Source organism: Pacificispira spongiicola, assembly GCF_012926505.1.
Taxonomy (GTDB): domain Bacteria; phylum Pseudomonadota; class Alphaproteobacteria; order UBA8366; family Aestuariispiraceae; genus Pacificispira; species Pacificispira spongiicola.
This window is the reverse complement of record NZ_JABBNT010000002.1, coordinates 71183-85968: the sequence shown is the minus strand read 5'-3', so window position 1 is coordinate 85968 and position 14786 is coordinate 71183. Positions and strand designations below refer to the sequence as shown.

Genomic DNA, 14786 nt, shown 5'->3' with positions numbered 1-14786 from the left:
GACCCTCGCGACCGAAAAGGGGTCGGCATAAAACGGTTCGAAGTCGCGGGAGTGAAGCATGGGTACCATCGAACGGGTCGGGATTTATCCTGGCACCTTTGATCCGATCACGAACGGCCATTTCGATATCATCCGGCGCGCGGCGACGCATTTATGCGACCGGTTGATCGTGTCCGTCGCGGTCAATGCGGGGAAGGGTCCGCTGTTTTCCCTGGACGAACGGACCGCCATGGTCCGGGCGGAAGTGGAATCCCTGCCGGACCCGGTGCGCGGCCGTGTCGAGGTTCAGCCCTTCGAAGGCCTGTTGATGCACCACGCGGTCAATGTCGGGGCCGAACTGATCGTGCGCGGATTGCGGGCCGTATCCGATTTCGAGTACGAATTCCAGATGACCGGCATGAATGCCCGACTGAATCGGAATGTCGAAACGGTCTTTCTGATGGCGTCCGAACGCCACCAGTTCATTTCCAGCCGTTTCGTGAAGGAAATCCGGCAGTTGAACGGGGATATCCAGGAGTTCGTCAGCCCCCGTGTCATGGAACGGCTGAACGAGAAATTCAGCTGATCGGGGACCGTTCCCGAAGTTCAGTTGCTCAGGATCGCGACACGTTCGGAAACGCCTTGTTCGGCGAACCCGCCGGGTACGTGCTTTTTCACCATTCCGGTATGATCCAGACGATACTTCGTGCAATAGGTGTCGGTGTTGATCTTGATGCCGAACCGATCGTTATGGGTTTCCAGTTCTTCGGCGAACGCATTATGCAATTTGTCGAACAAGGCGATCGGGTCCAGAAACACGCTGGGTAGGGTGATGGATTCCGTAAAAAGCTCGAACCCGGACCCGTCCTTATACGCGAAAATCAGGTCGACCGGATAACTGCGGATATAGCCGTAGCGGTCTTGAAATACGACGAAGTGTTCGTTCCCAGCCTCAATCGATTCCACCAATGCCGACAGATCGTTCGCATCATCCCAAGTGCACCAGACGATATCCGATTTGTTGCGATAGGCGAAGGTCATGCGGTTGTATCCGCGCGCACCCAACGCGTTTACCGACATTCCAGTCGACGCGGCGGTCCCCACGGGGCCGTCCATGGCGTAATTCAGGTAAATTGGAAAGCCGTCGACATAGACGAATCCGCTGGCAGTAGTCACAGCACCATGCCCATTCACATAGTTTTGCGCAGGGCGGGCAGCACCGATCAACCGTGTTCCGTCGCTGCACAGGAACGGCAAAAAGAGATTTTCCTTGTACGGCGCCATGGGGATGCTCAGCCCCGGATTGTCCGTATCCGGTTCCAGGACAACAGTAACTTGTTCTCCGTCGAACAGGCGCTCGTTTAACGTGGTCATGATCCAGAGTCTCCGATACGCGCGGATACGCGGTTCAGTAGTACCGAACCACGATCTGGGTATCAGAGTCACTATCGTCTAGGAAAGTGAAAAATGAGAAATACGCGCCTTGGTATTCTTATCCTGGATTGAACCTTTTCTTGGTTCGATTGGCGAAGGCGACGAGCGACAACATCACCGGGACTTCGACCAGAACGCCCACCACGGTTGCCAGGGCCGCGCCGGAATTCAGCCCGAAAAGGCTGATGGCGACGGCAACGGCGAGTTCGAAGAAATTGGACGTGCCGATTAACGCGCAAGGGGCGGCAATACGATGCGGCACCTTCAGGATGTAGGCGGCGGCATAGGCGATAGCGAAAATGCCGTAGCTCTGCACCAGGATCGGCGTTGCAATCAGGGCGATTGAAAGGGGCCGATCCACGATGACGCTGCCTTGCAGGCCGAACAGGATCACGACCGTGGCAATCAATCCGATGACGGACCAGGGCTTGATCCGTGCCGTGAAGGCCGCGATACGGTCGGCGCTGCCGAGTTTCCGGCGCGTGATGGCCCCCGCAATTAACGGCAGGACGACATATAACACCGTCGCCAGTATCAGGGTTTCCCAAGGCACTGTGATATCCGTCACGCCCAACAGGAAGGCCACGATGGGCGCGAAGGCGACGACCATGATAAGGTCGTTCACGGATACCTGAACCAGGGTATAGGTCGCATCGCCGCGCGTCAGTTGCGACCAGACGAAGACCATCGCGGTGCAGGGGGCGGCGCCCAGAAGGATGAGGCCCGCCGTATATTGTGCCGCGTCTTCCGGTGCTATCAGCGGTGCGAAGACGGTATCGAAGAACAGCACGGCCAGCATGGCCATGGTGAACGGTTTGATCAGCCAATTGACGGCCAGCGTAATCAGAAGGCCCCTGGGTTGCCGAGCGATACCGGCAACCGATGCGAAATCGACACCGACCATCATCGGATAGACCATCGCCCAGATCAGGACCGCGACGACAAGATTGATCGAGGCAACCTCCGCCCCGGCGATGGCTTCTATCAGGCCGGGCGTGACATTGCCCATTACAATACCGCCCAGTATCGCGAGTAGGATCCATACACTGAGCCATCGTTCGAAGATCCCGAGGGCGGGGGGCGACGTTTCGGCTGTATCGGTCATTGAGGGGCGGCTCCCGAGTTAAGGTGTTTTGTTGCCAGCGGTATGGTGAAGATTAGGGCTAGGACGACCAGCCCACAGGCGCCCCACAATGTCGCCTGCAGGCCGCCGAGCTGGAAGACGATGCCGGACAGCAATGTTCCGATCAATCGGCCCCAGGCATTGGCCATATAGTAAAACCCGACATTCAGGGCGACTTTGTCGGAGTCTGAAAAGGCGACGATCAGCCAACTATGCACGGCCGAATTCATGGCGAATATCGCCCCGAAGACGAACAGGCCGAGGATCAAAACCGTTCCGGCGAATGGTTCGCCGTCAATGGTTTGCATCGCAAACGCCAGTCCGACGGTGACGGATAGTAAGACAATGATCCAAACCAAGGCGGCACGTGTCCCAAACTCCCTCGACGTCACGGCACGCAATATCCTGGGTGATGCGGCCTGGACAAAGCCGTAACCGATGACCCAAACGGCCATGAACCCGCCGACGGCATCGAAACTCCATCCCATCGCCGTGTAAAGGAATACAGGGACACCGACGACGAACCAGATGTCCCGACTGGCAAACAGAAAGATCCGCGCGGCGGACAGCCAATTGATATCCCGGTTCTTGGAGAGAATGTCGGTATGGCGGACCTTGGTCTTCGCCCTGCCCAGATCGCCGCGCACCATGGCGAGGGATAGCATAAGGACGACAAAAAGCGCTGCGGCCATCACCCACAACGCGGTCTTGAAGCCGAATCCTTCCAGCAAGACTCCGCCCAGAAAGAAACCGACGCCCTTCAATGTGTTCTTCGAACCGGTGAGGAGCGCGACCCATTTGAACAGATGGCCGTCCTGGCCTTCGGGAACGACGGATTTCACAGCGGATTTGGACGACATCTTGGTCAGGTCCTTGGCGACGCCGGATGCGGCCTGACAGCCCATGACATAGGCGACAGACAGGCTGACGGCCCAATCGGCCCCGGTGAAGGACAGGGCGGCGAGGGCGATCACCTGTAAACCCAAACCCGCGAACAATGTGTGTCGCAAGCCGTACCGCGCACCCAGCCATCCGCCGATCAGGTTCGTGACGACACCCATGCTTTCGTACAACAGAAACAGGAAGGCGAGTTCGACCGGCGTGAATCCCAGATGATGGAAGTGCAGCAGGACCAACATACGCAGCGCGCCGTCGGTTAGCGTGAAGCCCCAATAGGCTGCGGTAACCGCCGCATACTGCCGTAGATCGGATGTCACGAACGGGTTCCGGCGATCAGGGTAAGGATATCGATCATGCGGTTCACATATCCCCATTCATTGTCGTACCAGGCGAAAATTTTCACCTGACGCTTGTCGATGACCATGGTGGAGGGGGCGTCGATCACGGCGGATCGCGGGTCACCCTGAAAGTCGGTCGACACCAGGGGGCGTTCCTCGACCCCCAGGATTCCGGACAGGTTACCCGCCGCCGCCGCGCGGAACAGGTCGTTCACCTCTTCCGCCGTCGTGTCATGCGCGACTTCGAAAACGCAGTCGGTCAGGGAGGCGTTCAACAGCGGTACCCGCACCGCATGCCCGTTCAGGCGGCCCTTCAATTCCGGATAGATCAGGGTAATTGCGGTCGCCGATCCGGTCGTGGTCGGGATCAACGCATTCAACGCGGACCGCGCACGGCGCTTGTCCTTATGCGGTGCGTCCACCAGAGTTTGGGTGTTGGTGACGTCGTGAATGGTCGTCATCGACCCGTGGACGATTTCCAGCGCCTCATGAATGACCTTCACAACCGGGGCTAGACAATTTGTCGTGCAAGATGCGGCCGTCAGGATGCGATGCGACGCCGGGTCGAATTCGGCATGATTGATTCCGTAAACCAGATTGAGGGCGGCACCGTCCTTGACCGGGGCGCTGACCAACACGCGGCCGATGTCTTTCTCCAGATAGGCGTTCAACCGTTCACCGGTCAGGAACTTGCCGGTACAGTCCAGGATGACATCGACGTCATCACCCGTCCAGGAACAGGTTTCCGGTGAATTGAAGTCGGAAAAGATGATATCCCGTCCGTCTACCGAAATCGTTTCCGGCGTCCAATCTATCTTATGCGGCCAACGGCCCTGGACACTGTCGAATTCCAAAAGATGGGCGGCGATTTCCGCGCCGCCCTTGATTTCGTTCACGGCGACGACGTCGAGCGCCGGGTTATCCCAGCCTGCGCGCAGGGCCAATTTGCCCATGCGTCCGAAACCGTTGATTGCAACTTTCAATGCCATACCGGCGGTATCCTCGTTAGGCGGATTGAAAATCGGATTTCGTGTTTTCGGTTTTGCCGATCATATCCAACTTGCGTTGCAGCGACAGTTTGTCGAGAGACTGCAAGGGCAGGGCGCAGAAGATCGAAATCCGGTTGGTCAGCATGCGAAAGACATCCGCGGTAAACAAGGTTCGTTCCGTTTCCGTGCCTTCGAATTTCACCGGGTCGGGTACACCCCAATGCGCGGTCATCGGTTGTCCCGGCCATACCGGGCAGACTTCGCCCGCCGCGTCGTCGCAAACGGTGAAGACGAAATCCATCACCGGCGCGTCATCGCCGGAAAATTCGTCCCAACTTTTGGATCGAAGGTCCGAAAGACTGAAATTGTTTCGTTGCAGCAGGGCGGCGGCGATCGGATCGATTTCTCCCCTGGGTTGGCTTCCCGCGCTATAGGCCTTGAAACGACCCATGCCTTCGCGGTTCAGGAGGCATTCCGCAATGATGCTGCGGGCGGAATTACCCGTGCAAAGAAACAGGACATTGTAAACGCGGTTATCGCTGTTCATCGGAAAGTTTCCTTCTGTCGGATTGGGCTGCATGTCTGACCAACCGTTTTTTGTCATCAGCCAACGAAACGCCGTCAGGGCGGCGAAGTTGGCGGAGTAGTAAATCCACTGTCCGTCGCGGCGCGTCTCGACCAAGCCGGCTTGGCGCAGGTCCTTTAGATGAAAGGACAGGGCAGACGGGCGCAGCCCGACGCATTCCGCCAATTCGGTTGCCGATAACTCCCCGACCCGAACGAGCACGTGAAAGACCTTCAACCGTACCTCGTGGGACAGGGCCGCAAAAAGTTGAGACGCTGTCGTAAAGTTCATGCGCATACCTATACAAGACAGATATTCAGTGTTTCAACGATTATTGAATTAAAGATTTGTGTCATTGGTCGCGCGGGCGTCGAGGAATGCCCCTAAAACACTGTTAAAATTGTTGTAAACGCGTGTTTCCGGCCTTGTTTCCTGTTGATAAGAGGGACGTATATGACACGTCGAGCATCATTGTCCGGTAGCATCGTTAGGGAACAGCTAAGTTGAGAGTCTCGATCGGCGCTAAAATATTCGGCATTGCCGTCTGCTTGGCAGGGGTGATGGTTATTGCCGCGTATATTTCCACAAACCGAGTCGCAAGCACGGAACGACGAATTGCGGTGCTGGTCGACGATATCATTCCCCTTTTGGAAAGGTCCGACGATCTACGCGAAGTTGTGTGGCGGGAACAACTGACGTTTTCAGAGGAAAACAGGGTATCGGACGATGCCGCTAATCAGTTGCAAGGCGACAAACTTCGGACGGAGACATTTGAGACCCTTGCGAGGGCCATGGCCGCCGAACTCCATGATGCCGTCGGCGCGTTGACGAACGTCGATCGTCGTCTTTCGCTGACCGACGCGGCGGCGCGGTTGGACGCGTTGGTCGATGCGCACCGTGGATTGCAGGATGCATATGACATGTTGCGAGAGCGGGACGATGAACAGTCGTCTGAAGAAAGCCTGGAGGTGGTATCGCTCGTCAGGAAGCAGGTGGCCGCGTTTGAAGCCGCCCAAGATGCTTTGGAGCGAGAGATTCGTATCGTTGCAGACGGTCTGGCCCAGCAAACGGAAACGGACGAGGTATTAGCGATCTCGTTCGAAAATCTGGTTACGGGTATCGCGGCCGCGTTGGGATTGCTGTTGGCCGGAATTCTCACGCAAGCGATTGTTGCGCGTATCCGGAATCTTCAATCCGCTTCGCATGCTGTACGCGACGGTGATTTATCCCTTCAAATCGTGGTTCGGGGTAATGACGAAGTCGCGGATCTTGCCCATGCCTTCAACGAGATGATTGGACAATTACGGCGAAAGGAAAAAACGGAGGCGATTTTCGGCCGGTATCTCGACCCGCGTGTCATCGAAAGCTTGATTAACGAAACGGGAGAAGATGAGGAAGAGCTTTCGGCGGCGACGAAACAGGATGCGACGGTGATGTTCACCGATATCGCCGGATATACGTCCATTAGCGAACTGCTCAAGCCTGCTGCTCTCGTCCGTTTGATGAATGAGTATTTTCAGGTGGTTGGAGAGCCTATCGGCGAAACCGGGGGTGTGTTGGACAAGTTTATCGGCGATGCCGTCATGGCCTTCTGGTGCGAGCCCTTCGTGCGGGCAGAGGAGACCGGTCATTACGCCTGCGACGCCGCGTTGAAACAATTGGACTGCGTTCGTCAGTTTCAAACCCGGATTCCCGAGATCACCGGACTGCGCCTTCGGGCGCCGAAAATCAATGTGCGGATCGGATTGGCGACAGGGGACGTGTTGGTGGGGTCCATTGGCTCGCCGAACAAACGCAACTTCACGGTAATCGGCGATACTGTGAACATCAGTTCGCGTTTGGAAAGCGCCAGCAAGCTCTATGGTACCCAAATTCTGATATGCCAGAACACACAGGCGACCCTTCCCGAAAACTACGTTACCCGATATGTCGACAGCTTGGCCTTTGTCGGAAAAAGCGAGCCGGTTCACATCTATGAGCTGATCGCGAATGAACCCGTGCCGGAGCGTGCCGAAGAGGTGTTGTCCTTGTATGCTGACGGGATCGGACGTTATCGCGATCGCGATTGGACGGGCGCTGCGCAATCGATGCAAGCCTGTCTGCGCCTCGACCCCGAAGACGGCCCCGCTCGTACGATGTTAAACCGTATTGAACAGTTTATGCAGACCCCGCCCGATAACGGATGGGACGGCGTCTGGCGTTTAACGCACAAGTAGCTTCTAGTAACTGGGGACAGGGACAATGATGGCGCTGAAAGCCGTTGGCGGGTCCTTGTTGACCGTAAATCCGATCTCGTAGTTTCCATCGGAACTCATACTTCAAGTCCTGTTGTTTGAGAGGGGAACCAGGGTTTCTTGTGGAATCAACTCGGCATGCGTTCGAAGTGCCGAAGCTCGGGGTCGATCGGATCCCATGCATGGCCCCGAATGCTGCAGGTGAGCGCCTCGGGACGGAACAGGCCGGGATCGTCGAGGCTCGCCGCGGCAATTGCGATCAGGTCTGGCATGGCCGAGAAGGTGACATGGACCGACGAACCGCAGGTCGGACAAAACGCGTAAGCCTTGTCGTTGCCGCTGTCCACGGTCGCGCATGCATGGCCGAGGCAGGGTTCCGCGACATTGTTCGATCTCATCTTCCAGATGGCTGCACATTGTTTCGTGCACGCCTTGAGGCTCTGTAGGCCGGGCAGTGTTCACACGCGTCAAAAACAGCGCGCAGATTCTTGATGAATACGGTCGATATCTCGGGTCTTTTGTCACAATCCAGGTGCGCGGCCAGGGTGCGCAAAGCTCTAGGCCGAAACGATGATGGCGGCTGCCCGGACTTACGTTGCCATTCAGCCCAGAATAATGGCGATCGCAAAGATCGGCGGAAATCAGCCGGCGACAGAGAGGGGCCGGCAACCTTATGACCGCCGCACAGGTCGATTTCGTCGTCCTACGCGCGTCTTGCGTGAAGAGTGGCGCCTCGCCCGTTAAGGAGAAGACGCCGAGTTTCACAGAGAGGTCACGGGGAGATCACAGGGACTTTGCTTGTTCCCGTAGTTGGAATTTTTGAACCTTGCCGGTCGACGTTTTCGGCAATTCGGAAAAGACGACAAACTTGGGACATTTGTACCCGGCGAGACGCTCGCGGCAGAACGCCATGATATCCGCTGCGGTCGCTGACGAACCCGCCCGCAACTCCACGAATGCGCATGGCGTTTCTCCCCATTTTTCATCCGGTTTTGCGACGACGGCAGCCATCAGAATATCGGGGTGTCGATAGAGTACGTCTTCCACCTCGACCGATGAGATATTCTCGCCGCCCGAAATGATGATGTCCTTGGACCGGTCCTTGATTTCGACATATCCGTTCGGGTGCATAACCGCGAGATCGCCGCTATGGAACCAGCCGCCGGCGAAGGCCGCTTCGGTCGTTTCCGGGTTTTTCAAATAGCCTTTCATGACAATATTCCCGCGCAGGAATATCTCGCCGATCGACGTTCCGTCCGGCGGCACAGGTTCCATGCTGTCCGGATCGGCAACCATAATGTCCTCCTGCACCTCATACGGCACCCCCTGCCGCGCCTTTAGAACGGTACGCCGCTCCAAGGGCAGGGAATCCCATTCCGGATGCCAGGCGCAAACGACGCAAGGGCCGAAAACCTCCGTCAAACCGTATACGTGGTTTACGGATATCCCGATTTCCTCCATCGCCCCGATTACCGCCGCCGGCGGCGCTGCACCGGCTGTCATCATGGAGACCGGCTGATCCCAGTTCCGGGGGTGGGACGCGGAAAACTCGGCCATCATACTCATGACGATCGGCGCGCCGCACAGATGGGTAACCGCGTGGTCCGCTATCGCCTTGAAGATTGCTTCTGGCACCACCTTCCGCAGGCAGACATGAGTCCCGGCCATCGCCGTGATCGTCCAGGGAAAGCACCAACCGTTGCAATGGAACATGGGCAGGGTCCACAAATACACTGGGAAATGCGGCATCGCCCAGCTCACCACGTTCCCCAGGGCATTCAGATATGCCCCTCTGTGATGGTAGACGACGCCTTTCGGATCGCCTGTCGTACCTGACGTATAGTTCAGGGCAATTGCATCCCACTCGTTCTGCGGCGGAATCGGCTCGAACGCGGGGGCGCCCATTGCCAGGAAATCTTCGTATTCATAGACACCGATAAGCGCGCCGCCTTCGGCAAGCGGGTCGTCGATATCGATCACCAGTGGCTTGGTTTCGACGTGCTTTAGCGCGGCCTCAATCGTTCCGGAGAACTCGCGGTCTGTCAAAAGGACCTTTGCCTCCCCATGGTTCAGGATGAAGGCGATGGCTTCGGGATCCAACCGGATGTTGAGAGAGTTCAAGACCGCGCCGCACATCGGAACGCCGAAATGCGCTTCGATAAATGCTGGGACGTTCGGCGCCATGATGGCGACCGTATCGTCACGGCCGATTCCATGCCGGGAGAGCGCCGACGCCAACCGCCTGCATCGCTCATAGATCTCGGCCCAGCTTCGTCGGATTTCTCCGTGGACGATGCCGACACGGTCCGGATAGACGCTCGCCGTCCGGCGCAGAAATGAAATCGGCGTCAAGGGAACATAGTTGGCCGCGTTCGCCCCCAAGCCGGATGCGTATGCGTTGGTCATCGTGCCACTCCTGTCGTCATGATATGAACCCTTCACTTGCGACCGAACCGGGCCTGCAACTCACCCAGAATGCCGCGTCGGAACAACATGACGCAGACGACGAAGATCGCGCCGATTAGAATGGTGACCAGCGATCCGAACGAGTTGAGGAAGTTTTGCAGTGTCACGATGAGCACCGCGCCCACAGCGGGACCGAAGACCGTACCCATCCCGCCCAACAGCGTCATCAAGACGACTTCGCCCGACATCTGCCAGGTCACATCGGTCAGGCTCGCCACTTGCACGACCAGCGCCTTGGTGCCGCCGGCAAGTCCGGACAGCGCCGCCGAAATAACAAACACCACCAGCTTGTACTGATCCGTGTGATAGCCCAGGGACTTGGCCCGCGACTCGCTTTCACGGATCGCCCTCAGCACCTGTCCGAACGGCGAGTGCACCACGCGATAGACCGCAAACATGGCGAAGACGAAAATCACCGCCACGAAGTAGTAGCTGCTGAGGTTGTCCGTGATATCGATCAAACCGAAGACCGGGTTGCGCGTGACCCCCTGAATGCCATCCTCCCCGCCCGTAAAGTCCGCTTGGAGCGCGGCGAAGTAGATCATCTGCGAAAGGGCCAGCGTGATCATCGCGAAGTAGATTCCCTGTCGGCGGATTGCGATTGCCCCGAAAACGGCCCCAAGCGCCGCAGACGACACGGTCGCGAAGAGAATGGACAATTCCGCCGACAGTCCCCATGCGCTCAACGCATAGGCGGAGAGATAACTCGCGGAACCGAAGAACGCGGCGTGACCGAAGGAAAGCAGACCGGAAAAGCCAAGCAGCAGGTTGAAGGCGCAAGCGAAGATCGCAAAACACATCGCCTTCATGAGAAATACCGGATAGACGGCGAACGGCAGCGCCCCCAGGGCAATCAGGGCGCCCGCAAAGACGAGGACATGGACGGCATTGAACCGCCCCGCACGCGCTTGAACAGGGACACTCATCTCTTATGCCTCCCTTCCGAACAGACCTGCCGGGCGGACCAAAAGGACGCAGATCATGATGACGAAAATCACAATATTGGTGGCTTCCGGATAGGCGATCTTTACAACTGCTTCTATCAATCCCAGCACAAATCCGGTCAGAATCGATCCCATGATCGACCCCATGCCGCCGATCACGACCACGGCGAAAACCACGATGATCAGGCTGGAGCCCATATGCGGCGTCACCGCTTGGAGACCCGCCGCCAGCACACCGGCAAAACCGGCAAGAGCGACGCCGAAGCCGTAGGTCAGCATAACCATGATCGGGACATTGATTCCAAAGGCCCGCACCAGCGTCGGATTTTCAGTCGCCGCGCGCAGATAGCTGCCCAGACGCGTCTTCTCGATGGCGAACCATACGATGAGGCAGACCACGATCGATGCGGCGATGACCCAAAGCCGATAGACCGGCATCATCATTATGTCCCGCTCGTTCCCGGTTACCCAGCTGAGCGGAATGCGTTCCGCGCCTTGCAGAAGATCGGGTTTGGAATAGGGCAGCCCGGACGCACCGAACATATCGACCATCACCCCTTCGACGATCAGCACGAGGCCGAAGGTCAGCAACAGGCCGTAAAGGTGATCCAAATGATAAAGGTGCCGCAGGAATAGCCGTTCGACGGCCAAACCGAATATGCCCACCAGAAGCGGTACCAGGAGCAACGCCCACCAATAACCAAGGCCGAGCCATGAGAGCAGGATATAGGCGAGAAAAGCCCCCAGCATATACTGCGCACCGTGGGCGAAGTTTATGACGTTCATCATGCCGAAGATCACCGCGAGGCCGAGCGACAAAAGGGCATAGAAGGCGCCGTTTTGAAGTCCGATAAGGATTTGCAACCCCAGGATTGCAATCGGCATGTCGAAGATAGTCGTCATAAACTCCTCCCAGACGGCGGCAGTGTCATTCGTGGGTTAGTTCGTGATCGGGCAGCCGGTTTCGGCCGGATTCTGGAAGGCTTCCGCCGCCGGGATCGTCCGAACAACGTCGAGATAGTCCCACGCGCCGGAAGAATCCTCCGGCTTCTTGACCTGGACCAGGTACATGTCATGGGCCATTCGACCGTTCGCATATACCTTGCCGCCGGTGGTGAAGACGTCGTTGATCTCCATGGATTTAAGGGCTTCGGAGACGGCCGTCGCCTCGTCGGTTCCCGCGGCCTCTACCGCCTTGAGGTAGGAGAGGACGGCGGAATAGACTCCCACCTGAACCATCGTCGGCTTGCGGCCGACCTTTTCCTCGAAACGCGCAGCCCAAGCGCGGGTGTCATCATTGAGGTCCCAATACCATCCCGTGGTCATGAACAGACCCTTCGCGGCGTCGAGCCCGAGCGCATGCACGTCCGTGATAAACATCAGCAACCCGGCCAGGTTCTGGCCGCCTTCGACGATGCCGAATTCGGATGCCTGTTTGATCGCGTTGATCGTGTCGGACCCCGCATTGGCAAGACCGATGATCTTCGCGCCCGACGCTTGCGCCTGCAGCAAGAAGGAGGCGAAATCCGTCGTGGGGAATGGATGACGTACGGCCCCGACGACGGTTCCGCCATTTTTCTCGACGATCTTCGAGACATCGCTTTCCAGCGAGTGGCCGAACGCGTAGTCCGCGGTCAGGAAGAACCAGGAGTCGCCGCCGTTCTTGACGACGGCCGTGCCGGTTCCATTCGCCAGCGCATACGTGTCATAGGCCCAGTGGAACCCCGTCGACGTGCAGTTCTCGCCGGTGAGGCGGGACGTCGCCGCCCCGACGACCATGATGACACGGTTCTTTTCCTTGCCGACTTCCTGCACGGCAAGCGCGACGGAGGACGTCACAAGATCCGTCAGCATGTCGACACCGTCGGTGTCGATCCATTCCCGCGCTTTCGCCGCGGCGATATCGGCCTTGTTCTGGTGATCCGCCGATACAAGTTCGATTGGCGCCCCCAATACCGTGCCACCGAAATCCTCGATAGCCATTTCCGCCGCCACGACCGACCCCTGGCCGGACAAATCCGCGTAAACCGCGGCCATATCGGTCATGACCCCAATACGCACCGCATTATCGGAGAGTTTTTCCGCCGCGGCCGGCATGCTTCCTATCGCCACGAGCGTCGCGGCGAGCGAGAGATTCTTCAACATCACATTTCCTCCCAGTTCTGTTTTAAACACCGAGATATTCCTGAAGCAGGCCGGCTTTTTCCCGAACCTCCTCCCGGGCAACCATTTCAACGATCACGCCGTCTTCCATGACGTAGTTGCGGTCGGCGAGACCTGACGCGAAATGGAAGTTCTGTTCGACGAGTACGATTGTGAAACCGCGCGCCTTGAGCGCGAGAATGGCTTCACCGATCTGCTCCACGATGACAGGGGCGAGCCCTTCGGTCGGCTCATCCAACATGAGAATCCTCGCGCCGGTTCTCAGGACGCGGGCAATAGCGAGCATCTGCTGCTCGCCGCCGGAAAGGCGCGTACCCTGCCGGGTCGACAAACGCTCACGAATGTTCGGAAAAAGGGTGAAAAGGTCATCCAAGCCGAGACCGCCCGGCTGAATGATGGGCGGCAAGAGGAGGTTCTCTTCTACCGACAGGCTCGAGAAAATCCCCCGTTCCTCCGGACAGAATGCAACACCGAGCCGTGCGATCCTGTTCGACGGAAGGCCGACCGTTTCCAGCCCGTTGATCTTGATGGACCCCTGACGCTGGCGAACGATCCCCATGATCGACTTCAACGTCGTCGTCTTGCCGGCACCGTTCCGCCCCAGCAACGTAACGACCTCTCCGGCCCGGATCGTTAGGGAGACACCATGAAGAACGTGGGACTCGCCATAGAAAGCACTCAGATCATTCACGTCGATCAGGATCGCCGGTTCAGGCATGACCGCCACCCCCCATATAGGCTTCTATAACTTCGGGATGCCGGGAAACGTGGTCGTAGTCGCCCTCCGCCAGGATGGCGCCTCGCTGCATCACGGTGATCGTGTCGGACAGGTTCGCCACGACGCCCAGATTGTGTTCGACCATAAGGATTGTGCGGTTCGCGGAGACCTTCCGGATAAGTTCGGTGATCCGCGCCACATCTTCGTGCCCCATGCCTTGCGTCGGTTCGTCGAGCAGCATGAGTTCCGGGTCGAGCGCCAGGGTCGTCGCGATTTCGAGAGAGCGTTTCCGGCCGTAGGACAATTCGACGGCCTGTGTATCTGCGAACTTCTCAAGCCCGACGTCCGCCAGGTATCCGCACGCTTCGCTGTTAAACTTCGTCAGCCATCGTTCCGACGTCCAGAAGTTCCGTCCCACGCCGTTGCGTCGCTGAACCGCGATCCGCACGTTCTCCAGGGCCGTGAGATGCGGAAACACCGAGGATATCTGGAAGGATCGAACGATACCCAAATCGGCGATCCGGTGGGGCGGGAGACCGGTTATCTCGCGCCCGTTGAAGATGGTGACGCCCGTCGTGGGTTTTAGAAAATGGGTCAGAAGATTGAAGAGCGTCGTCTTTCCCGCGCCATTCGGCCCGATGACGGCGTGGATCGTGCCGCGTTGTACGCTCAGATCCACATCCGAGACAGCGACGAACCCATTGAATTCTTTCCGCAGTTTTCTTGTTTCAAGTATCGTGTCGGTCATCGTCGAAAAGGTCGCTTACGACGCTGCCGGGCGAGCGTAGTACCGACCTGGTTCCTCCCGTAAAGACCGCTTTAAATGCGGTCGGTTCTTTATTCTCGAACGACTGTGCAGGGGAGGTGTGTCGCCAGTTCCGATTCAATGTGTCAAAGTGTTTCAAAGGAAATTCAATATATTTCGTATAGACT

Annotated in this window: 14 protein-coding genes; 2 read left to right on the top strand and 12 right to left on the bottom strand. The window is 57.8% G+C overall.

The annotated features are described in order from the left end of the window. Window positions 1-58 precede the first annotated feature (58 nt). Window positions 59-565: a pantetheine-phosphate adenylyltransferase gene (gene coaD, locus HH303_RS05660; RefSeq protein ID WP_169624270.1), complete on the top strand. Its 507-nt coding sequence runs from the start codon at window positions 59-61 to the stop codon at window positions 563-565. Window positions 566-585: 20 nt separating this feature from the next. Here the strand turns inward: coaD and HH303_RS05655 are convergent, their stop codons facing one another. The 5 genes from HH303_RS05655 to HH303_RS20260 all read right to left on the bottom strand — a co-directional run bounded on the left by HH303_RS05655 (window position 586) and on the right by HH303_RS20260 (window position 5619). Further along, complete coding sequence (locus HH303_RS05655; RefSeq protein WP_169624269.1) at window positions 586-1353, bottom strand: hypothetical protein; 768 nt, start codon at window positions 1351-1353, stop codon at window positions 586-588. A 118-nt stretch (window positions 1354-1471) separates the two neighbouring features. Beyond that, window positions 1472-2518 (bottom strand): ACR3 family arsenite efflux transporter, encoded by a 1047-nt coding sequence (gene arsB / locus HH303_RS05650; protein WP_169624268.1) that lies wholly within the window; start codon window positions 2516-2518, stop codon window positions 1472-1474. Beyond that, window positions 2515-3753: an organoarsenical effux MFS transporter ArsJ gene (gene arsJ, locus HH303_RS05645; RefSeq protein WP_319637321.1), complete on the bottom strand. Its 1239-nt coding sequence runs from the start codon at window positions 3751-3753 to the stop codon at window positions 2515-2517. The genes arsB and arsJ overlap by 4 nt, the downstream gene beginning before the upstream one ends. Continuing rightward, window positions 3750-4763, bottom strand: coding sequence for an ArsJ-associated glyceraldehyde-3-phosphate dehydrogenase (locus tag HH303_RS05640; protein ID WP_169624266.1), 1014 nt, complete (start codon window positions 4761-4763; stop codon window positions 3750-3752). The genes arsJ and HH303_RS05640 overlap by 4 nt, the downstream gene beginning before the upstream one ends. Before the next feature lie 16 nt (window positions 4764-4779). Continuing rightward, window positions 4780-5619, bottom strand: coding sequence for a metalloregulator ArsR/SmtB family transcription factor (locus tag HH303_RS20260; RefSeq protein WP_169624265.1), 840 nt, complete (start codon window positions 5617-5619; stop codon window positions 4780-4782). Window positions 5620-5831: 212 nt separating this feature from the next. Between HH303_RS20260 and HH303_RS05630 the strand changes: the two genes are divergently transcribed. Beyond that, window positions 5832-7544, top strand: a complete 1713-nt coding sequence (locus HH303_RS05630) for an adenylate/guanylate cyclase domain-containing protein (protein ID WP_169624264.1) — start codon at window positions 5832-5834, stop codon at window positions 7542-7544. Between the two features lie 146 nt (window positions 7545-7690). On the opposite strand, the gene HH303_RS05625 is transcribed toward HH303_RS05630, so the two are convergent. The 7 genes from HH303_RS05625 to HH303_RS05595 form a co-directional block, all read right to left on the bottom strand. Beyond that, the gene (locus tag HH303_RS05625; RefSeq protein WP_169624263.1) at window positions 7691-7960 is read right to left on the bottom strand and encodes a GFA family protein; all 270 of its coding nucleotides are present in this window, start codon (window positions 7958-7960) and stop codon (window positions 7691-7693) included. A 385-nt stretch (window positions 7961-8345) separates the two neighbouring features. Next, entirely contained in the window at window positions 8346-9968 is a 1623-nt protein-coding gene (locus HH303_RS05620) for an acyl-CoA synthetase (RefSeq protein WP_169624262.1), read from the bottom strand. A gap of 32 nt (window positions 9969-10000) precedes the next feature. After that, window positions 10001-10954 carry a branched-chain amino acid ABC transporter permease gene (locus HH303_RS05615; RefSeq protein WP_169624261.1) on the bottom strand — a complete coding sequence of 318 codons (954 nt, stop codon included), beginning with the start codon at window positions 10952-10954 and terminating at the stop codon, window positions 10001-10003. A 3-nt stretch (window positions 10955-10957) separates the two neighbouring features. Beyond that, on the bottom strand, window positions 10958-11875 hold the full coding sequence (locus HH303_RS05610) for a branched-chain amino acid ABC transporter permease (protein ID WP_169624260.1): 918 nt from the start codon (window positions 11873-11875) through the stop codon (window positions 10958-10960). A 36-nt stretch (window positions 11876-11911) separates the two neighbouring features. After that, entirely contained in the window at window positions 11912-13117 is a 1206-nt protein-coding gene (locus HH303_RS05605; RefSeq protein WP_169624259.1) for an ABC transporter substrate-binding protein, read from the bottom strand. Window positions 13118-13139: 22 nt separating this feature from the next. After that, on the bottom strand, window positions 13140-13853 hold the full coding sequence (locus HH303_RS05600) for an ABC transporter ATP-binding protein (RefSeq protein WP_169624258.1): 714 nt from the start codon (window positions 13851-13853) through the stop codon (window positions 13140-13142). Then, window positions 13846-14601 carry an ABC transporter ATP-binding protein gene (locus HH303_RS05595; protein ID WP_169624257.1) on the bottom strand — a complete coding sequence of 252 codons (756 nt, stop codon included), beginning with the start codon at window positions 14599-14601 and terminating at the stop codon, window positions 13846-13848. Before HH303_RS05595 ends, HH303_RS05600 begins: the two co-directional genes overlap by 8 nt. Window positions 14602-14786 lie beyond the last annotated feature (185 nt).

What these genes read in the sequence shown, in the direction of transcription:
- HH303_RS05605 (WP_169624259.1), bottom strand. Translation starts at nt 13,117, where the DNA reads ATGTTGAAGAATCTCTCGCTCGCCGCGACGCTCGTGGCGATAGGAAGC.
- HH303_RS20260 (WP_169624265.1), bottom strand. Translation starts at nt 5,619, where the DNA reads ATGAACTTTACGACAGCGTCTCAACTTTTTGCGGCCCTGTCCCACGAG.
- HH303_RS05655 (WP_169624269.1), bottom strand. Translation starts at nt 1,353, where the DNA reads ATGACCACGTTAAACGAGCGCCTGTTCGACGGAGAACAAGTTACTGTT.
- HH303_RS05620 (WP_169624262.1), bottom strand. Translation starts at nt 9,968, where the DNA reads ATGACCAACGCATACGCATCCGGCTTGGGGGCGAACGCGGCCAACTAT.
- HH303_RS05610 (WP_169624260.1), bottom strand. Translation starts at nt 11,875, where the DNA reads ATGACGACTATCTTCGACATGCCGATTGCAATCCTGGGGTTGCAAATC.
- coaD (WP_169624270.1), top strand. Translation starts at nt 59, where the DNA reads ATGGGTACCATCGAACGGGTCGGGATTTATCCTGGCACCTTTGATCCG.
- HH303_RS05595 (WP_169624257.1), bottom strand. Translation starts at nt 14,601, where the DNA reads ATGACCGACACGATACTTGAAACAAGAAAACTGCGGAAAGAATTCAAT.
- arsB (WP_169624268.1), bottom strand. Translation starts at nt 2,518, where the DNA reads ATGACCGATACAGCCGAAACGTCGCCCCCCGCCCTCGGGATCTTCGAA.
- HH303_RS05615 (WP_169624261.1), bottom strand. Translation starts at nt 10,954, where the DNA reads ATGAGTGTCCCTGTTCAAGCGCGTGCGGGGCGGTTCAATGCCGTCCAT.
- HH303_RS05600 (WP_169624258.1), bottom strand. Translation starts at nt 13,853, where the DNA reads ATGCCTGAACCGGCGATCCTGATCGACGTGAATGATCTGAGTGCTTTC.
- HH303_RS05625 (WP_169624263.1), bottom strand. Translation starts at nt 7,960, where the DNA reads ATGAGATCGAACAATGTCGCGGAACCCTGCCTCGGCCATGCATGCGCG.
- HH303_RS05640 (WP_169624266.1), bottom strand. Translation starts at nt 4,763, where the DNA reads ATGGCATTGAAAGTTGCAATCAACGGTTTCGGACGCATGGGCAAATTG.